At 49.6% G+C, this 19,447-nt stretch carries 15 protein-coding genes and 1 riboswitch; of the genes, 8 read left to right on the forward strand and 7 right to left on the reverse strand.

Annotation, left to right across the window (positions count from 1 at the left end):
* Positions 1-53: 53 nt before the first annotated feature.
* From KNQ04_RS12550 to KNQ04_RS12575, 6 genes are all read right to left on the reverse strand, one after another.
* On the reverse strand, positions 54-848 hold the full coding sequence (locus KNQ04_RS12550) for a DUF3307 domain-containing protein (protein WP_214851120.1): 795 nt from the start codon (positions 846-848) through the stop codon (positions 54-56).
* Positions 845-1,492 (reverse strand): SatD family protein, encoded by a 648-nt coding sequence (locus KNQ04_RS12555; RefSeq protein WP_214851121.1) that lies wholly within the window; start codon positions 1,490-1,492, stop codon positions 845-847. The genes KNQ04_RS12550 and KNQ04_RS12555 overlap by 4 nt, the downstream gene beginning before the upstream one ends.
* Positions 1,493-1,755: 263 nt before the next feature.
* The gene (locus tag KNQ04_RS12560; RefSeq protein ID WP_251137037.1) at positions 1,756-2,226 is read right to left on the reverse strand and encodes an NUDIX domain-containing protein; all 471 of its coding nucleotides are present in this window, start codon (positions 2,224-2,226) and stop codon (positions 1,756-1,758) included.
* Between the two features lie 294 nt (positions 2,227-2,520).
* The gene (gene parC, locus KNQ04_RS12565) at positions 2,521-4,926 is read right to left on the reverse strand and encodes a DNA topoisomerase IV subunit A (protein ID WP_214851123.1); all 2,406 of its coding nucleotides are present in this window, start codon (positions 4,924-4,926) and stop codon (positions 2,521-2,523) included.
* A complete protein-coding gene (gene parE / locus KNQ04_RS12570; protein WP_214851125.1) occupies positions 4,919-6,889 on the reverse strand; it encodes a DNA topoisomerase IV subunit B in 1,971 nt (656 codons plus the stop codon). The genes parC and parE overlap by 8 nt, the downstream gene beginning before the upstream one ends.
* Positions 6,890-7,048: 159 nt before the next feature.
* Complete coding sequence (locus KNQ04_RS12575; RefSeq protein WP_214851127.1) at positions 7,049-7,450, reverse strand: CoA-binding protein; 402 nt, start codon at positions 7,448-7,450, stop codon at positions 7,049-7,051.
* A 430-nt stretch (positions 7,451-7,880) separates the two neighbouring features.
* On the opposite strand from KNQ04_RS12575, the gene KNQ04_RS12580 reads away from it, so the two are divergent.
* The 7 genes from KNQ04_RS12580 (at position 7,881) to KNQ04_RS12610 (ending at position 16,796) form a co-directional block, all read left to right on the forward strand.
* Positions 7,881-8,921: a tyrosine-type recombinase/integrase gene (locus tag KNQ04_RS12580; RefSeq protein ID WP_251137038.1), complete on the forward strand. Its 1,041-nt coding sequence runs from the start codon at positions 7,881-7,883 to the stop codon at positions 8,919-8,921.
* Between the two features lie 36 nt (positions 8,922-8,957).
* Complete coding sequence (locus KNQ04_RS12585) at positions 8,958-11,558, forward strand: DEAD/DEAH box helicase (protein WP_214851129.1); 2,601 nt, start codon at positions 8,958-8,960, stop codon at positions 11,556-11,558.
* Positions 11,559-11,894: 336 nt separating this feature from the next.
* Positions 11,895-12,557, forward strand: coding sequence for a 50S ribosomal protein L25/general stress protein Ctc (locus KNQ04_RS12590; RefSeq protein ID WP_214851131.1), 663 nt, complete (start codon positions 11,895-11,897; stop codon positions 12,555-12,557).
* Positions 12,558-12,646: 89 nt separating this feature from the next.
* A riboswitch (TPP riboswitch) is annotated at positions 12,647-12,745 on the forward strand.
* 98 nt (positions 12,746-12,843) lie between these two features.
* Positions 12,844-13,422: an ECF transporter S component gene (locus KNQ04_RS12595; RefSeq protein ID WP_214851132.1), complete on the forward strand. Its 579-nt coding sequence runs from the start codon at positions 12,844-12,846 to the stop codon at positions 13,420-13,422.
* On the forward strand, positions 13,419-14,984 hold the full coding sequence (locus KNQ04_RS12600; RefSeq protein ID WP_251137039.1) for an ABC transporter ATP-binding protein: 1,566 nt from the start codon (positions 13,419-13,421) through the stop codon (positions 14,982-14,984). The genes KNQ04_RS12595 and KNQ04_RS12600 overlap by 4 nt, the downstream gene beginning before the upstream one ends.
* Positions 14,950-15,675: an energy-coupling factor transporter transmembrane component T family protein gene (locus KNQ04_RS12605; RefSeq protein ID WP_214851133.1), complete on the forward strand. Its 726-nt coding sequence runs from the start codon at positions 14,950-14,952 to the stop codon at positions 15,673-15,675. Before KNQ04_RS12600 ends, KNQ04_RS12605 begins: the two co-directional genes overlap by 35 nt.
* A 77-nt stretch (positions 15,676-15,752) precedes the next feature.
* Positions 15,753-16,796 carry an NAD(P)/FAD-dependent oxidoreductase gene (locus tag KNQ04_RS12610; protein WP_214851134.1) on the forward strand — a complete coding sequence of 348 codons (1,044 nt, stop codon included), beginning with the start codon at positions 15,753-15,755 and terminating at the stop codon, positions 16,794-16,796.
* 422 nt (positions 16,797-17,218) lie between these two features.
* Here KNQ04_RS12610 and KNQ04_RS12615 read toward each other — a convergent pair whose 3' ends face one another.
* The gene (locus KNQ04_RS12615) at positions 17,219-18,022 is read right to left on the reverse strand and encodes an alpha/beta fold hydrolase (RefSeq protein WP_214851135.1); all 804 of its coding nucleotides are present in this window, start codon (positions 18,020-18,022) and stop codon (positions 17,219-17,221) included.
* 141 nt (positions 18,023-18,163) lie between these two features.
* Between KNQ04_RS12615 and KNQ04_RS12620 the strand changes: the two genes are divergently transcribed.
* Positions 18,164-19,444, forward strand: coding sequence for a hypothetical protein (locus KNQ04_RS12620; RefSeq protein ID WP_214851136.1), 1,281 nt, complete (start codon positions 18,164-18,166; stop codon positions 19,442-19,444).
* The last annotated feature ends 3 nt before the right edge of the window (positions 19,445-19,447 follow it).

The raw sequence follows: 19,447 nt of genomic DNA on the forward strand, positions 1-19,447 counted from the left end.
TCCCGTGTTCTGCAGGGAGACCGTCTCACCTCACTTTCTGTCTCTCTCTTTCGTTATAAAACCAATTGAATCGCGAGCCCGCAGAGGAGGGCGCTTAAAATGCTGAGTAAACTACCGATGATATAATATTCCGCAAAGCGGCGGTCTTCAAACTGTTTAAACCGTGCCAGTGCTTTGAGGGCGATGACAAAGCCGATCGCCCCAACGGCATTGACCGCAACAAGAATGACGATGATTGCCCGTTCGACGAGCCCGATATAGCGACCGACCCCATTGATTTCCGTCGTATAGCTCCGTGCTGAATCCTCGACCTCGTGGGTGACAGAACGGCTGATCCCGTTCAATTGCTCTTTTCGTGTCACTTTCCGCTCGAAATGGGATTCAATCAAGCGGGGAGCGAACGGGAGCAGTAAGGGGGCAATCCCCCGACCGACAAGTTCCGTCGCAATCAGGCTCCAGAGAATGATCCAGAGGACTTGGAAGGAGAGGGTGATATCACTCGGCCAACTGATGGGGAACATCACTGCGACGAGTCCGATGATGATGCCGATATGTAACAGTTGATCCAACCAAAAAGCTGACGCCGGTTTGATGATCCGCTTGAGTTGCGAGCGGTCAATGACGGCGTGGGATACGATAATCACACTGAATAAGTAGAAAGTACTTGAGAACATAATTTGCCCAGTCAAGTAAAAATAACTTAAGACACTCGCTGTACAGAGACTATGTACCCCGAGATGGACGAGCAGGGGCCGAAACTGACGATGCTTTTGCTCAGCCATCCGTTTGCCTTGAAGCGGGAAATCGGCCGCGAGATGGGCAATCAGGAGGCTTAACAGCAGATTCATCCGATCGCCTCCCAAACTTGTAGTTGCTCGAGTGCATGCAAAAATGCTGCTTCGAGTTGCTTCCGTTGTTTACGGTGTGACCGGGCCACAAGTTTCGCAACATTAATCCGAGCATCTTTTTCTTGAAAGCCCATTTTTAATCCAATTTCTTCATATGTCGCATCCGGGAAACGGTCCATCAGCAGGTGGAGCTCGGTTTGACGATCCGTTTTCCCGAAATAAGCGGGATACAGCATCTCAATATACCCGGTCAGTAATGCGGCCGGAAAATAAGGCGGGCCAGCGAAAACGATTTGGTTGTCGACTTTTTTAGCGGCCTCTTGTGCTGCGAACGCACAAATGATGGCACTGCCGTTCGCTTCGTCTGCTTCAGTCGTCGAAAGCGTCTCATATTGACCAAATCCGATGCCGATGTAACCGTCAAGTGGACTATTGACGAGCTCGAGTAAAACGGGATAACAGATTGGATAACTTTGAAAGACACCAAGCAAACTGTCACCAGACTTGATTTGAAATGGCACGAGGGCCTCCGGGAAACGTTTATTCAATTGCTCAGCCAATGTCCGAAGCGTCTGCAATAATTCTTCCTTACGTGGATATGCACGTGAGTTTTTGACGTCAAATGAAATGGCGACGGCTTGCATCAAATTCCTCCTTTGTTACCAGAAGTACGGTTACAAGATTAATGTTACCGAATATAAGGTAACAATTGAATTGTTACTGCTATTAGAGTAACAGGAGTGATTAAAAAAACAAAGGGACAAACTGACTATTTTTAATGAGCGGGGATATAAAAAAATTATTTTTTCTTTCTAGTTAACATAACATATATTATCAATAGTAAATAATTTACGTCTCATAAATAAAGTAAACTCAATATAGTGAGACAAAACAAAAAAACACGACATTAGCCGTGTTTGCGACAATCATACGGTTGGTTACGTTCCAACCGATGAATGAGCCGATCAAGGAAAATATGATGCCGGCGTTCGAGCTGTGTGATGCGTTCAAGCGGCAACCAAGCGAAATGGAAAAAATCACCGCAATCTTGACCGTCACCCGCAACACAATGCGTCCATCTGTTTTCTTGACATTCGATGTGCGCATGATAGAAATATGTGTAATGGACACGCATCCGCTCCGGATAACGCATCTCTTCTTCACCAACGTATTGAACGGTCGCAAGCGATAGACCGCTTTCTTCTAACGTCTCGCGGACAGCTGCTTCCTTGGCGATTTCTGCGTCTTCAATTGTCCCAGCAGGAATCTGCCAGTCACTATCTGGAGCTGATTGTGGATGAAAAACAAGTAGTTCCCATCCCTCTGGTTGTTCCCGTGTGATATAGATTGCTACTTTTTCGCGTCGTCTGAATTTCATCTTCATCACCTCTCCAGTTAGGCAGATGGCACAAAAGCAGCTGAGGACGGGTCCGTAGCTGCTTGAGAAATACATATAAGCTACGCTTCGAACCGCTTCGCATCTAATGTGACATGCTTGACCTGACCATTTTCTTTTATTGTAGCGGTTATTGGTCATTGTTTCAATTTGTATACTAAAGATTCGTTAAGATTTTATAGAAATAATCAAAAAAAATACAAAAAAACTGATTTTTTCGCGAATTCATCGACAAAAAAAGACGCCCCCTACTTAATCGTGAGGGACGTCTGACCATCAAACGGTATACCAGTCGACGAGTGGACCGAATTTTTCTTCATCATAAGCAAATGAACCGTTCGATAAGCGATCAAGATAAGACAAGGAACCGATTTGAATTGATTTTTCTTGTTCTTTTCCGATCAAAACAAGTTCTTTTTGATTCGTTACATCAAGGAGTGCCGCTACCTGATGCGGTTTTGATTTTAAATCACGCAACAATTGTTGACCACGTAAGGCACGATTCGTGACCTGGAACTGATCGGCGAGTCGCATCTTCTTCAAGGCACCCCGCTGTGTCAATAAGACGATGTTTGGTGCTTGCGTAAAGGCGATTGCCCCTGCTACAACATCGTCATCCTTCAGGTTGATGGCTTTGACACCTGCTGCCCGGACACCGACGACTGGCACGTCATCTTCCGTGAACCAAAGACCGAAGCCATTTTGTGTCGCGAGGAACAGTTGTTTTTCGCCAGTCGAGACGGCAGCATAGAGGACCTCGTCATCCGCTTTTAAGCGGACGCCTTGCAGTGGCTTCGATTTCCGCTGGGCATTGTAATCACTCAACTTCGACCGTTTGACCATCCCTTGACGTGTCACGAACAGACAGTGTGCTGTTTCGTCGAACGTCCGGACGAGATCAATCGAGAGGACACGATCGCCGGGCTCGAGTGGCACGAGATTCGCGACATGTTGCCCACCATCCTTCCATTTCGTGTCTGGAAGTTGGTGAACGGGAATCAATAGGTAATTCCCGCGTGTCGTCCAGACGATGACGTGATCCGTCGTCATCGCTTGCCCTTGATAGAGCAGACGATCTTGTTCCTTAATCTCCGGAAGGTCGTTCGATGCACCGAATGAACGGAGTGACGAACGTTTGATGTAGCCATTTTTCGACATGAAGACCATCGTTTCTTCGACGGCGATCATGACTTCTGTCTTCAGCTTCAGTTCTTCGACTTCAGCTTCGACCGTCGAACGGCGTTCATCCGCGACCTGATCCTTTAAGATGCTCAATTCTTTGATGATGAGGCGATTCCGTGTTTTTTCATCGTTCAGAATCTTCTCGAGACGCGTGACTTCCTTCTCGAGTTTTTCTGCCTCTTCTTGCAATTCGACGATGTCTGTATTCGTCAGGCGATACAGTTGGAGCATGACGACAGCTTCCGCTTGTCGGTCCGAGAAAGAGAACCGTTCAATCAGGTTCTCTTTTGCTTCCGCTTTGTTCGTCGCAGCCCGAATCAGGCGGAGTGTCTCATCGAGGACAGAAATCGCGGTCATCAAGGCAGAAACGACTTCTTGACGGCGTTTCGCTTGATCGAGATCAAACGTTGTCCGGCGGATGACGACTTCCTTGACGTGACTTAAATAAGCATCCAGTAAGGCAAGGACACCCATTTGACGGGGAGTCCGCTCGTGGATGGCAACCATATTGTAGTTATAGGCGACTTGGAGGTCGGTTTGCTTGAGGTAAAAATGTAAAATCCCCTCTGCATCAGCCTCTTTTTTCAGTTCGATGACGACCCGCAGTCCGTCGCGGTCCGTTTCATCGCGGACTTCAGCCACTCCTTCGACTTTTCGATCGAGGCGTAATTCCTCCATCCGTTTAACGAGATTTGCTTTATTGACTTCATACGGTAATTCCGTGATGACGATTTGCTGACGTCCCCCGCGGAGCGTCTCGATGGTCGCCCGCGACCGGATGATGACCTTCCCACGCCCCGTTTCGAATGCTTTTTTGATCCCGTCGAGCCCTTGCACGACGCCACCAGTCGGGAAATCAGGTCCTTGCATGTGTGTCAGTAAGTCGTTGACGTCTTTGACCGTGCCTGAGATGCGACCGATTGCCGCGTCGAGGACTTCGCCCGCGTGGTGCGGTGGAATTTCCGTTGCGTATCCGGCAGAAATCCCGGTCGAGCCATTCATCAACAAGTTCGGTAATAACGAGGGTAAGACGAGTGGTTCTTCCGTCGTATCATCGAAGTTGAGTGTGTAATCGACCGTCTGTTTATTGATCCCGTCTAGTATCAAACTCGAGACTTTCGACAGGCGTGCTTCCGTATACCGCATTGCGGCAGCGCTATCGCCGTCAATCGAACCATTATTCCCTTGCATGTCGACGAGCGGATACCGTAACTTCCACTCCTGGCTCAAGCGGACCATCGCCTCGTAGACGGACGAGTCACCGTGAGGGTGGTAGTTCCCGATGACGACCCCGACCGTCTTGGCAGACTTCCGGTACGCGCGGTCATACAGGTTTCCTTCCGTATGCATCGCATAGAGAATACGCCGCTGGACGGGTTTAAGCCCGTCACGCGCGTCTGGCAAGGCCCGGTCCTGGATGATGTATTTCGAATAACGACCGAACCGGTCACCGACGACCTGTTCGAGTGATAAATTTAAGATGTTTTGTAAATTAGACATGCTTTGTCACACTCGCTTTCGTCACGTGTTCATTTTCGATGATTGAAAGGTCTTCCGCGAGTCCGAATGCGACATTATCTTCAATCCATGACCGGCGGTGGCCGACGTTATCGCCCATCAAGACGGAAACACGTTTTTCAGCAACGGCGGCGTCGTCAATCGTGACGCGAATCAATGTCCGGGTCTCGGGATCCATCGTCGTTTCCCAGAGTTGTGGTGCGTTCATCTCACCCAGTCCTTTATAACGTTGGATCATATAGCCTTTGCCGTACTTTTTCGTTGTTTTTGCGAGTGTATCCTCATCCCAGACGTACTCGAATTTCTCCGTTTTCCCCTTGCCTTTCGAGACGCGGTACAGCGGCGGTAAGGCGACGAAGACTTTTCCGGCGTCAATCAACGGACGCATGTAACGGAAGAAGAACGTCAGCAGGAGGACTTGAATGTGGGCGCCATCGGTATCGGCATCGGTCATGATGATGACCTTATCGAAATTACAGTCGGACAAGTCGAAATCTGCCCCGACTCCGGCTCCGATCGCATGGATGATCATGTTGATTTCTTCGTTTTTCATGATGTCCGCGAGTTTCGCTTTTTCCGTATTCAGGACTTTCCCGCGCAGTGGCAAAATCGCTTGGAACGTCCGGTTGCGACCTTGTTTCGCCGAACCGCCGGCAGAATCTCCCTCGACGAGGAACAATTCATTTTTGTCGGCGTTTTTCGAAGCGGCCGGTGTCAATTTACCATTTAAGATGCTGGAACGTTTCTTTTTCTTGCCGTTCCGCGCCTCTTCCCGTGCTTTGCGGGCTGCTTCGCGGGCTTGGGCCGCACGGATGGCTTTTTTGATGAGCAAAGTCGCCGTTTGCGGGTTTTCTTCCAGGTACGTCGACAGACGACGGCTGATGACGGCGTCACAACTCGTCCGCGCTTCAGGAGAACCGAGTTTTGACTTCGTTTGTCCCTCGAATTGGAGAAATTCTTCCGGAATCCGAATCGAGACGATCATCGTCAAGCCTTCCCGGATATCATTGCCGTCGAGATTCTTATCTTTTTCTTTTAATAAACTATTTTTACGGGCGTATTCGTTCATGACGCGGGTCATTGCCGTTTTCGAACCGACTTCATGGGTTCCGCCGTCGCGTGTCCGGACGTTATTGACGAACGACAAGACGTTTTCCGAGTAGGCATCCGTGAATTGGAACGCGATATCGACTTCGATTTCGTTTTCGACGCCTTCAAATGCGACTGTCGGATGCAAGACATCTTTATCGTCGTTCAAATAACCGACGAATTCACTGACCCCTTCTTCATATTGGAAGACATCTGCCTTGTCGGACCGTTCGTCCGTCAAGGTGATTTTCAAGCCTTTTAAGAGGAAAGCGGATTCACGAAGACGTTCAGCGAGCGTTTCATAATTGTATGTCAACGTACTGAAAATTTTCGCATCCGGCTTAAAGTAAACCGCTGTCCCTTTTTGTCGCGTCGTTCCTGTCTCGAGCAAGGTCGTTTTCGGAATTCCACCATGTTCGAACGTCTGTTCAAACTGTTTGCCGTCACGATAAATCGTCACCTTCAAGTCTGTTGATAAGGCATTGACGACGGAGGCACCGACACCATGCAGTCCACCAGACGTCTTATAACCGCCTTGACCGAATTTCCCACCGGCGTGGAGGACGGTGAAGATGACCTCTGCCGTCGGTTTCCCCGACGCATGCATTCCGGTCGGCATCCCGCGCCCGTGGTCACGGACCGTGATGGCGTTATCTTTATGGATCGTGACATCGATCTGTTCCCCGAACCCGGCAAGGGCTTCATCGATTGCGTTATCGACGATCTCATACACCAAGTGATGGAGTCCACGATGATCGGTCGATCCGATATACATACCTGGGCGCTTCCGGACGGCTTCGAGTCCTTCGAGCACCTGAATGGCATCGTCATTATAATTGTTTAAATCTGTCGCCATAGTTTTCACCTCATATAGAAAAACGCCGATTTTCCAAACGTTCGTTCGTTTTTCTAGTAGTCTGTATCTAATTGTAGGCATCTTCTTGCTATCTGACAAGGGGGAACGTAAAAAAGACACTCACTCGCGCTTGAGTAAGTGTCATGATTTGATCCGAAATCATAAGTATTGGTGTTCGATTTTGATGCAACGGTTTTCGATATACGGGATACCTGCCCCGAGTGCTAAACTTTCTGCTTCGACGCTCGAGAGACCGAGTTGGTTCCAAATCATTCCGACGTCGCCATGGGCAACTGCTTCTTTTGCAGTGTCCGCTAAAAACTCAGACCGGCGGAACACATCGACGATATCGATATGGCCCGGGATGCTGTCGACCGTCGGATAAACTTTTAATCCGTTCCATTCGTCAAGCGTCGGATTGACGGGGACGACCTCGTACCCGTGTTGCACAAGGTAATCGGCGATCCAGTTCGCGGTTTTACCTGAATCACTCGAAACACCGACGACGGCAATCCGTTTTGCTTCTTTTAAGAGTTGGCGTGCTTGTTGATCAGAAATCATTTAATTCTCCCCCTATGCGTAATTAAATCAATCTTCTTGTATATACCCGAATCACTTTCGGTTAAGCCGTTTTTCTAAAAGTTGGCGACAGTTTTGAGAAAAAATGAAAAACGCTCTGTAAGAAAATGAGATGACCAACTACCCGACGAAAGCAAGTTCGATGCAACTGAGAGCGAAATTGGTTTTTGAGAATATTTTTGCGAGATGCATCTCATTAAGGTGACATAATATAATTATTGTTATTATTCATTGGAAATGGCGTTTTTTGTTGATTTGCATCGAGTTGACCAGTCGCCCGTGAGTCGGAAAGTCGATGCAACTGAGCGCTCCCTGTCTGACAATTTAACGTTGCGTGAAATAACTATTTCACGCAAACTAGTGTACCGTCTACCAACGTTTGGTATAGTAAGGTCAGAGGGGGAATAGACTGATGAGTTTATTTAAAAATCTAGGAAAAACCGTTAAAACCGTCCAAATTCCGGCCCATACCGTTGATCTACCAGGCTATCTAAGGATGCCGGGGTTCATCCGCGATTACATCGACCACTTAGCTTCGAAAAATTTCTCGAAAGCAACGATGCGCCGTTATGTGTATGATTTTGATTCGTTTTTTAGTTTCGTCGCCGCTGCGTCAGGTCAAGACGTCCGGGCGATTGATATCACACAGGAGGCGTTCCTTGAAATTGATGGTGCGGGAATTGCAGCTTACGCCGAATACTTAGCGTTGACGAAGGGCAATGCGCCGAGTGTCATCAATCGGAAATTATCGGCGTTACAATCATTATTTCGCCATTTGATCGACATCGGCGTCTTGTCGGAAAACCCGGTCGCAAAAATCAACCGTCCGAAACAGGCGAAGCGCGATCCCGTCTACTTAACGAAACGGGAATGGGATGAACTGATTCAACTGTTGCCGTCAAACATTGAGATGAACCCGCGGGAGGCGGCGCATTATGAACGTGACCGCGTCCGTGACGTGACGTTATTTCAGCTACTCGGCTATAGTGGGATGCGTCTCAGTGAGATGACACAATTGACGTGGAACGACCTCGATTTTCACGAAGGAACGATTCGGGTAATTGGGAAAGGTAACAAGGAGCGGGTCATCCCGCTTGCGCAACCGGCACGCATCGCCCTGCGGAAGTATGCCGCACATTATCAATTGTCGATGCGGGGAACGGAAGCGGTATTCGAGAAGCAAGGCAAACCGCTTAGTCCACGGGCAGTCCAACATATATTGAAACGGCATACCGATCGCTTGCGTCCGGTCTTACCTTTTTTGGAACGGAAACACATCACCCCGCACAAGTTGCGGCATACGTTTGCGACACGGCTCGCGACAGGGGGTGTCGATGTGTTGACGATTCAACAGTTGCTCGGGCATGAATCCGTCGCGACGACTCAAGTCTATGCTCATATTGGTGATCAAGAGAAAAAACGGGCGATTGAACTATTTGATGGTGAACGATAATAGTATTATGTCACCTCGTGGTAAAGGAGACCTCAGATGAATTTTGGATTAAGCGAACGAAAAATCAAGCAAATGTCAGATACGTATGCCTTTCGTCGCGGAAAACGGTACGTGACGGCAAAAAAAGTAACCTTACGCAACTATACGCCGGGTGACCTCTTCGTCGAAGCGGAAGTCGCCGGTGAATCTCGTTTTCACGTCCATGTCCATCTCCGGGAAACGGGAGTTGATGCTGGATGTAACTGTCCGTCACTTGCGATGGATGCCTCATTTTGCGGGCATATCGTCGCGGTGCTGTTAGCCTTACAGCAAATCCAAGCCTATGGGACGACCGGGCCGAACCGCCCTAGTATCAGCCCTTTTTCAGCACGACCGGTACATGAAGATGCGGCAGCCGCAACGTATCTCGCGACATTGACACACGAAAATAAGGCGAAACTCCGCTTTGATGTCCGCGACGGTGGAATCGCACTCGAAAGTCTGACGTCGCAACGCAGTTATCTTCTGTCCCTGCCCTACTTCGACCGTCTGCTGAACGACCGCGACGGATTACGGGAACGAGCGGACATCTGGATGAGTGCAGCCGTCCGGGAACAACTCGTCAGTGGATCGCCCCGTGTCAAACTGGCTCTCGACCGGATCAATACCCGTTTAGAGGTCGTCGTCACGTTTGATTACGACGGTAAAACCATCAACCCGCTCAGTCCGACAGATTGGGTCGGGCGTGACTTGTCGACAGAACGGGCCGTAATGCGTTACTTAGAAGAAACGGGATTCCGCGCGGATCAGACACGTTATGTAGTAGAAGGAGAAAGTCGTCATTATATTGTCTTAAAAGGTTTACTTGACCCGATGGTCGCCCTCGGTCAACTCGAGTTGTACGCGACGGCGAGTATTAAAACGGCGTTACTCCCCGGACCGTTCCACCCGAAAATCGAAGTCAACATAAAGAAGCGGCTCGATTGGTTGACGTTCAAGTTTTCGATGGACGGAATTTCGGAGCGAGAACTGTCGGCAGTCCTCGCGTCACTCGTGACACAAAAGACGTACCATCGTTTACGCTCGGGGCAACTGTTGTCGCTCGAAGACCGTGCCTTCAAACAAATCAAACGGTTGTTGCTTGAAGCGGAAGCGACGGAACGGCAGTTACTTGAAGCGGAACTGACTGTTCCCGCTTTGCCGAACTTGTCCCTGTTGACCCCGGCTGCCTTCTTGACGGTCCATAGTCAATTGAAGGAACGTTTGCTCGAAATGAAAGCCGGAAAAACAGAACAATTGGCGTTACCGGAACCGCTAGCGACACAACTCTTGCCGTATCAGCAAGACGGCGTCCGTTTCTTGAAAAGTCTTGCGGCACACGACTGCCATGGGATTTTAGCAGACGAGATGGGACTCGGAAAAACCATTCAGGCGATTGCCTATATCGAAACACTCCCGAGCGCCCGTATTCTAATCGTCGCCCCGGCGTCACTCCTCTACAACTGGGCGGCAGAATTCCGACGCTTTGCTCCGACACGCATCGTCCATGTGCTCAGTGGAAGTCGTGCGTCGCGCTTACGCCAGCTCGGAGATTTGCCGGACGACGTCATTCTTGTCATTTCCTATCCGTCGCTCCGGCTCGACATCAAAAATCATCAGGCAATCCATTACGATTGTATCTTTTTTGATGAAGCGCAACAGCTGAAGAATCCAAGGTCGCAGACGACGGTCAGCTTAAAACAGCTTTGGGCGACACGTCGGTTCGCCTTGACCGGGACACCACTCGAAAACAGGACGCTTGACCTCTGGTCGATTTTCGACGTCGTCTTCCCGTCACTCTTACCGGACCGGCAACGGTTTCTCGACTGGTCAGCGCGGGACGTCCAACAATTCGTCGAACCGTTTTTACTGCGCCGGACGAAACAGGACGTCTTGCAACAGTTACCGGCGAAACAAGTCGTTCACCACTATACGGAACTGACGGCAGGGCAGAAAAAACTGTATGCCGCCCACTTGGCAAAGTTACAGCTCGAGACGTTACGACATCTCGATCAAACAAAACCGGAAGAACGGATGAAATTGCTTGCCGGGTTGACCCGCCTCCGTCAAATTTGTTGCGATCCCCGTCTGTTCGTCGAGGACTATTGCGGACGGTCGGCGAAACGGGACCGGTTGCTCGCCTTGATCGAAGAGAAACGGGCAGCGGGCAAACGGATTTTAATTTTTTCACAGTTTACGAAAATGCTCGATTTGATTCGGGACGACCTGCACGAGATGCACCTCTCCCATTTCGAACTGCGCGGGGATACGCCGATTGCCGAGCGTCTCGAACGCTGCGACCGTTTTAATGCCGGCGAAGTTGATTTATTCTTGATTTCACTGAAGGCAGGTGGAACTGGACTGAACCTAGCGACGGCGGATACCGTCATCTTATATGATAGTTGGTGGAACCCGGCCGTCGAACAGCAAGCAGCCGACCGGGCGCACCGGATGGGACAAAAACAGACGGTCGAAGTCATCAAATTAATCACGAAAGGTACGATTGAAGAAAAAATCATCGAGCTGCAAGAGCGGAAAGCGACACTCGTGACGGACATACTCAAACAACCAGATTCGCTCGCACTGTCAGTCGATGAGATGGTGCAACTGCTTGAATAAGCAAAAACGCACCGATTTTTTAACATGCTGGAAACCGTTGCTGCTCTAAGGGAAATGGACTTTTAACAACCCTTTTGTTGCCGAGGAATGTTTAGCTTTTAATGTGATGGGGGTATAACTATCATAGCACCGCATCAGCGAGTTGCTTAACCAACCACATGTTTCTCAATATCAGCGTAATGACCTGGGAGAGAAATGCTAACCACTTCGATCTTCATTTCGATATGAAATCAATTTGAAATAGCATTCGATGCACTGTTTTGGCCGGAACGATTTGTTCCACTCCTTTCTTCATTACCTTTTGAGGGCTATACCAAATTCAAGGGGGAAATGAACATGTCAGTAACATTAAAAGTAGAAGAACGCGAAGTACGCCCACGCTCACTTAGAAAGCAATTACGTCATGAAGGAAAAGCTCTTGGTGTCGTGTATGGTTACAAAGTGGAAAGTACACCAATCGCCTTTGACGAAAAAGCATTAATCAAAGTCATCCGCGAACACGGTGAAAACGTATTAGTCGCGCTTCAAATTGGCGGTAAAAAAGTTAACACATTGATTAACAAACTCGATATGGATATCTTTACACCAACAGTCAAACACGTTGAATTCATCGCTGTTAAAATGGATGAAGAAACAGAAGTCGAAACGGATATCGTTCTCGTCGGCGAAGCGGCTGGTGCAAAACTCGGTGGATATCTTTCACAAACACTCTTTAAAGTGACAGTTGCAGCTACACCAGATAAATTACCGGAACGCATCGAAGTTGATGTAACGGAACTTGGACTTGGAGATTCAATTTCAGTCGCAGATCTTCCGGAAGAAAAAGATTACCGTGTCGTCACGGAAGGTGACATTCAAGTTGTTGCCGTCGTTGAATCGACACTTGAAGCAGATCTTGAAGAAGCGGACGCTGAAGCGGCGGAAGCTACTGAATCTGCTGATGATTCTGAAGCGACTTCAGAAGAACAAACAGATGAAAACAAAGAAGAAAAAGAATAATTTTTCTCACCCTCCCCTCGCGGAGGGTTTTTTATCTGTATTGACAACTGTAAGAAGAGTCGGTACAGTAAAGGCGTACACATTATATACACATCCACTAGGGGAGCCCATCGGCTGAGACGATTCACTTCGGACCCTTTGAACCTGATCTAGTTCATACTAGCGTAGGAAAGTGGAGCGGTAACTCGTTCAATTTTTCTGCATGTCTGCAGATTCAGCGACCGCTCTCTTTCATAGAGGGCGGTCTTTTTGTTTGTCTAGTGGTGTGTCAAAGGGAGATTGGAATATGAACAGTTGGAAAATGAAAGAAATCATCGTCATGATGATGCTTGCTGTCGCGTGTGGTGTCCTTTACTTAGGCTGGTCGACATTGTGGTTACCGATTTCGGCGATCTTTGGACCGGTGGGATCAAACTGGATGTTCGGGATTTGGGTCATCGCGAGTCCGCTCGTCGCCTACATCATTCAAAAACCGGGAGCAGCACTGATTGCAGAAGTCGTCGCCGCTGCCGTCGAATTGTTTACAGGGAGCCACTTCGGCTTATCGGCACTGTTGATTGGCTTTGCCCAAGGGATTGGGGCGGAAATCGCCTTCGCTCTCTTCGGGTACCGGAAGTTCAACACGCTGACGTTGATTCTGTCCGGCATGTTCGCAGCAATCGGCAGCATGGTTTATAGTCTCGTCGTCAACGGTTTCGCCTACTATACGACGACGACCCTTCTGTTGACATTTTCCCTGCAACTCGTCAGCGGTGCATTGCTCGGGGGATTACTTGCGAAAATCATCGTCGACGCGCTCGTTAAGACGGGGACATTGAACGGTTATGCGATTGGCCGCAAACGTCAGAAACGGGATGCTGCATGATCCGCTGTGACGCCTTGTCTGTTCGTTATCCGGGTCAGACCGCAGACACACTTACTGATTTGACAGTGACGCTGCACGAAGGAGAAACGACATTGCTCGTCGGACCGAGCGGAAGTGGGAAAACGACCTTTTTACACGTCCTTGCCGGGTTACTCCCCGATGCAATCGAAGCGGACATCCGTGGTCGCTGCGAAACGGACGGCACGGTCGGAATTCTTTTTCAAAATCCGGACGACCAGTTCTGCATGCAGACGGTCGGGGCGGAGGTTGCGTTCAGTCTTGAGAATCGTTTAATCGACCGCAGTCAGATGGATGATGAAATTTACAACTTACTGGGACGTGTCGGACTGGATGTGCCGCTGACGACACCGATTACGGAACTCTCCGGGGGGATGAAACAGCGACTCGCCCTCGCCTGTGTCCTCGCGCTTGAGCCGGATATCTTATTACTCGACGAACCGACGGCACAACTCGACCCGGCAGGACAACGGATCTTGATGCAACTGATTGAGGAACTGCATCACGAACGGGCGTTGACCCTCGTCTTAATTGAGCATCAGCTCGACCGCTGTGTCATGTTTAGTGACCGGGTGCTCGTCTTTGATCACGGGGGAACGATTTTACGTGACGGTCCGCCGCATGAAATTTTCGGTCAGCATCGCGCTGAACTCGAACGACACGGTATTGCGACACCGCTCCTCTACCCGTATCAACTGGAAACGTTACCCCCTGCTTCGACCCAGGCGGCACGTTTACGAAAAGCGAGGCACGACCGTCCGCCGGTCCGGCACGACACAACGCTTGCGCTGACACGCGCCGCACTCGGACGCCGTAAGCGAACGATTGTTGATGATCTGTCGCTGACAACACAGCGTGGCGAGTGGATCATGATCGTCGGACCGAATGGTGCCGGGAAAAGTACCTTGCTCGAAACACTGGCAAAATTGATTCCCGCGCAAGGTGGTACGGTCCGCTTGTTCGAAAAAGAACTGCGGAAATGGAAAAATCGTCACTACTACCGATGCGTCGGATTCGTCTTTCAACAGCCGGAGTTTCAGTTCCTCAAACAGACCGTCGAAGACGAACTGGTAATCAGCATGGATGTACCGACGCCGGAACGAATGGAAGTCGCTTTACGGCACTACCGTTTAACGCACGTCGCCAGTCAGTCGCCGCTTTCATTGAGTATGGGTCAAAAACGACGGCTCAGCGTCGCGACGATGTTGTTGGAACCAAAAGACGTCCTGTTGCTCGATGAACCGACGTTCGGTCAAGATGCCGAGACGACGGCTCATCTGATCGAAATGTTCGAACAGGCTCGGGCAAACGGAACGACGTTGCTGATGGTGACGCACGACATGGAACTTGTCCACCGGCATGCCGACCGTGTCCTCGTTCTTGGTGACGGGCGGCTCCAGTTTGACGGGACACCGACTGCCTTATTGCAAGACGAGACGTTGCTCGAACACAATCAACTTGCGCGTCCATTAACTTATTTGTATCAGCAACTCGAGGAGGTGAAACGTCGTGCAGGAAAACGTCTCCCCGCTCGCGCGTATTAATCCGGCGATTAAACTGGGTGCCCTCGTTTACGTGATGGTGCTGTTGATTGCGGCACCGACGTTACGCGAAACGATTGCCTTACTTGCACTCGCTGCAATCGGATTAGGCTGCTCGGGTTGGTCTCTGTTGACGCTCGGCAAGCGGGTCGCCCCCTACCTCATCTTGTTTCTGCTGACGTTTTGGATGATGGCAGCCTTCGGAAAAGGCAGTACGGAACTTTGGTCATTCGGTTGGTTTCGCGTGACGGAAGAAAGTATCAGTCACGCCTGGTTGATCGCGACACGGATGCTCGCCTTCGTCTTCCTCAGCTTGACGTTCATCGCGACGACCGACCAAACCCGGTTCGTCATGAGTCTGATTCACCAGTGCCGCCTTCCGGACCGGCTCGCATACGGGTTTTTAGCAGGGATTCGTTTTATTCCGATTTTCCAGCAGGAAATCCGGACGATCCGCCAAGCACGGCAGGTCCGGCAACAGCAGTCGATTTGGCCCTGGCAGACGTTTTTCGCCATCAGTTTACCGCTCTTTACGAACAGCATCATCCGTTCGGAACAAATCGCGATTGCGATGGAAGCGCGTGGGTTTCGGGCGGAGCGGACGTATTATGTCCGCCCTGTCGTGACGCAACAGGACCGTCTGTTTTTTGGTCTTGTTTGCTTTGGGGCGACCCTGCTTCGGATTGTCGTATGACGTTCATTGGATTAACGCAGACGGATTCAGGGAATGATAGTTTCGGAAGCAGTTAATTTAAAGAAGTAGGTGAAATCGTGAAGCGGATTGTTTTAGTCGGGGCAGGTCATGCCCATTTAGAATGTATCAAAGAAGGCACACATCCGGATGTTGAATGGATCGTCATCAACCCGTCCCGTTATCAGTATTATTCAGGAATGTTTTCCGGTCTTGCGGACGGCACGTATCAACTCGAGGAGACGCGGGTCGATGTCAAAGCACTCTGTGCGCGTCACGGAAAGACATTGATGGAGGACCGTGTCACGCGGATCGATCCGCAAACGAAACAAGTTTTCTGTCAGTCAGGCGAAATCATTTCTTACGACGTCGTATCGTGTAACATCGGTTCAAATGATTGGAATCTCTCGGAGGCGACGGCACGCGTCACGATCAAACCGAATTATCAAATCGATCAAGCGCTCCGTCAGTTTAAAGAGGCATCGTCGCCCGTCATCGTCGGGAGCGGTGCTGCTGCGATCGAGATGGCGGCGTCATTCCAATCAGACGATTGTCCGGTCACACTCGTCCATGATGAACCGCTCCTCGCAGGACACCCGGCAGAAGCGAGCATCCTTGACCGGTTGGATACGCTGGGTGTGACACGCATCGTCGACCGGTTCGTCTCTCTTGATGAACAAACCGTCCGGCTCCAGTCGGGTCAATCATTCAAAGCGGATGCCGTCCTGTTTTTAGGTGGCGCATCCGCACTGGATCTGTTCAAGGCATCCGGCCTCTATTGTGACGAGCGTGGGTTTTTGCTCGTCCACGAGACGTTCCAGTCGCTAGAGGACCCATCCTTGTTTGCCGTCGGCGACTGCGCGACACTCGCCGCATATCCGAACACACCGAAGAACGGGGTAACCGCCGTCCGGCAAGCCCCGGTCTTGCTTGAGAATCTCCTTCGTTTCGTCAATCAGGAACGGTTGCGGACGTTCCGGCCGCAAGGGCGTTACTTGACGATTCTTTCGATGGGCCATCAGCAAGCAACATTGCTTTACGGACGACACTATCAGACGAACCATCTGAGCTGGCGTTTAAAACAATGGATTGATCGCCGGTTCATCAAGAGTTATACGACGTAAGAACCCGAATTTCGAATGAACTGGGAGTTCGGTTCAAGACGGAACGTGCACTAAGATGTCTGCATGCGGCACCTCTTAAAACAGAGAGGCATTCATTGCTCAATCTAGACACAAAAACTCTTGTGAAGCATAAACAGGCGATATCGAGATGAGATGCAATTCGTTCGCGCTTCCCTGTCTCGCCTCGTCTTCAAAGCGGCAATCTTCCGCCGCCGCTACAGCAAAGCTGCAGGGTCGCGACCGATTGCTTTTCGCGGTTCTAAGCGATTCGAGACGGATTACGCTCTAAACGGTCTGCATGCCCGGCTTGCCTGCCTCGCCCGAGGAAAGCAACAAAAAAGACGCTTGATTTCCCGATAGCACGTTGTCTACAGTTTGAAACAGCCATCGCAAGTATGCGATGGCTGTTTTCGTGTCTTTGATTATTTTAAGAAAGCCAGTAACGTGTCGTTGAATTTTTCGCGTTCATCGAGTACCGTACCGTGCCCACTCTCTTCAAATGGTTCGATGCGTGAGTTCGGGATTGCTTTTTGCATTTCTTCCGCAAATTCAAACGGACAGACTTTGTCTTTTTTACCGTGAATGATTAACGTCTCGACGTCAATCTGCGGCAATTCATCCCGTAAGTCTTCGTCGCGCAAGGCGATCGCCGATAAAATCGTGCCGTGAGAAGAGGCTGCGACACTTAAGTTGTGGAACCATTGTGTCATCGGTTCTGAATGTTCTTGTTCAAAGAAGATTTTTCCGAATCCTTCAAGCATCGCCGGACGGTCTTTTCTTGTATCGGCAATCAAGTCATCGACTTCGTCTTTTGTCATGCCGTACGGGTACCCTTCCCGTTGCGTGAAGACCGGTGCGGCAGCACCCGCAAGAATCAATTTCGAGATTTTGCTCGATCCGTGGTTAAGCAGATACCGTAACGCAATCCCGCCACCCATTGAAAAGCCGAGTAACGCTGCGTCTTTCAGTTCGAGCTGCGTGATGACTTGATTGATGTCAGATGCCATCGTTGCATAATCATATCCGCTGGCTGGAGCATCCGATTTGCCGTAGCCGCGGTAATCAACCCCGATGTAGCGGTAGCCGGCGTCGAGCAATGCATTCTTTTGATATTCGAACATGTTGTTATTCGCTGGCCATCCGTGTAACATGACGACAGGTTGTCCTGAACCGACATCTTCGACATAAATCTGTGTTCCGTCAACTGCTTGAATGAATGTACCCATTTGAATAACCCCCATGTAGTAGTAGATCCGTGCATAATTTAGTGATACCCCATTCGGGTAGACGATTAACATCTTAAGGTTAAAAGATTAAAAATAGATAAATTATGGAAATTATTTATGTTAAAATAATCATAAAAAGATTTGGGAGGGATTGTCATTAAATCATGGTCACTGGCATTAGGACTTGCCTGCAGTCTCGTCTTGTCCGGGTGCGGTCAAGAGCGTTTATTGAAGCTTGATTCCGTACCGGCGTACTGGTCAGCCGAAAGTTTTGTCGATCATCAATTCGTAGACGATGTACCGGCAGAACAGAAAAAACAGATGTTAAAAACGTGTATGAACAAAAAAACGACGGCACTGCCATCATCCTACCGGATCCTCAATACATATGAGATGTACTTTTCCTTAAAAACGCTCGAAATGTATGCAGCTCAAACCGAGGTCTTTTATCTCGCTGAAAAAGACAACTTGTACCTCGCCTGCCGGTCGCAGGATACGCATCAACTACAAATTCATCCGATTGAAGCGAAAGACCATCCGTGGGTGAAGGTAGACCAAGGAACGGACAAAAAGCCTTTGCAGACGCCGACATTTTTCCCGGTAACGGAAAAACAACAGACACGCCATGCGGATCAAAATCGCGAAGCAAAAACAGAAGGTGATTTCAGCCGTCGTCTCGCGCCCTTCCATAACTTACATATGCCGATTGCGGGACAGGTACTTGTCATCCTGACAGAAAACAACAAAGAGCACGTTCTCGTCGATGTCCCGACGTCGTTCCTCAACCAGACGACAGACTTTTATTTGACGACGCGTCCGAGTGGGAACGGAGCAAATGCGACCTATCATTCGATTACTTTTGAAAGTCCCGGTTGGTACTTGCAGGACCGGATTGTGATGACGACCTATGATCAGGAGAAAGTCGACATGACGTACCATCCCTTGCCGAAAGAACTGCCTGCGAACCAAACGATTCCGTATGTCACGTTACGCGCAAAAAATGACCTGGATGATATGGAAGAAAAAACGTTGTCGTTACGGTATCAGCCGGTCTATCAAAAGGTGAAATTATTTGAAATGGACGATGAAGAACGGCATGCCGGAATCGAAGGGTTCCTGCATCCGACGATCGAGTCCCTGCAAGAAGGCAACATCCGGAAAATCGGAATCGTGCCGGATGAAGTATCACTTGGCCTCGCGAACGAACTGAAACAGGTCACCCTTGAGCAACCGCAAGGCCAAAAGCCGACGCTGCAGTATTTAACACTCGTCGACAACGGGAAGACACAGACGTTCACCGTGTATTTAAAAAAGCGCGCCAAAAAAACGGATGTCTACCTGCAAGACACGACATCGAAAAAAAGTACGAAATTGTCAGGTGAACTCGCGACGCAGTTAACTGAAAAAATAGAGGGGGAATGAGAC

Source organism: Exiguobacterium sp. s193 (genome assembly GCF_018618755.1).
GTDB lineage: Bacteria > Bacillota > Bacilli > Exiguobacteriales > Exiguobacteriaceae > Exiguobacterium_A.

Bases quoted from the DNA above. Each gene is read 5' to 3' on its own strand.
- KNQ04_RS12590 (WP_214851131.1), top strand. From the start codon at position 11,895: ATGTCAGTAACATTAAAAGTAGAAGAACGCGAAGTACGCCCACGCTCA.
- KNQ04_RS12595 (WP_214851132.1), top strand. From the start codon at position 12,844: ATGAACAGTTGGAAAATGAAAGAAATCATCGTCATGATGATGCTTGCT.
- parE (WP_214851125.1), bottom strand. From the start codon at position 6,889: ATGGCGACAGATTTAAACAATTATAATGACGATGCCATTCAGGTGCTC.
- KNQ04_RS12560 (WP_251137037.1), bottom strand. From the start codon at position 2,226: ATGAAATTCAGACGACGCGAAAAAGTAGCAATCTATATCACACGGGAA.
- parC (WP_214851123.1), bottom strand. From the start codon at position 4,926: ATGTCTAATTTACAAAACATCTTAAATTTATCACTCGAACAGGTCGTC.
- KNQ04_RS12550 (WP_214851120.1), bottom strand. From the start codon at position 848: ATGAATCTGCTGTTAAGCCTCCTGATTGCCCATCTCGCGGCCGATTTC.
- KNQ04_RS12580 (WP_251137038.1), top strand. From the start codon at position 7,881: ATGAGTTTATTTAAAAATCTAGGAAAAACCGTTAAAACCGTCCAAATT.
- KNQ04_RS12575 (WP_214851127.1), bottom strand. From the start codon at position 7,450: ATGATTTCTGATCAACAAGCACGCCAACTCTTAAAAGAAGCAAAACGG.
- KNQ04_RS12615 (WP_214851135.1), bottom strand. From the start codon at position 18,022: ATGGGTACATTCATTCAAGCAGTTGACGGAACACAGATTTATGTCGAA.
- KNQ04_RS12600 (WP_251137039.1), top strand. From the start codon at position 13,419: ATGATCCGCTGTGACGCCTTGTCTGTTCGTTATCCGGGTCAGACCGCA.
- KNQ04_RS12555 (WP_214851121.1), bottom strand. From the start codon at position 1,492: ATGCAAGCCGTCGCCATTTCATTTGACGTCAAAAACTCACGTGCATAT.
- KNQ04_RS12585 (WP_214851129.1), top strand. From the start codon at position 8,958: ATGAATTTTGGATTAAGCGAACGAAAAATCAAGCAAATGTCAGATACG.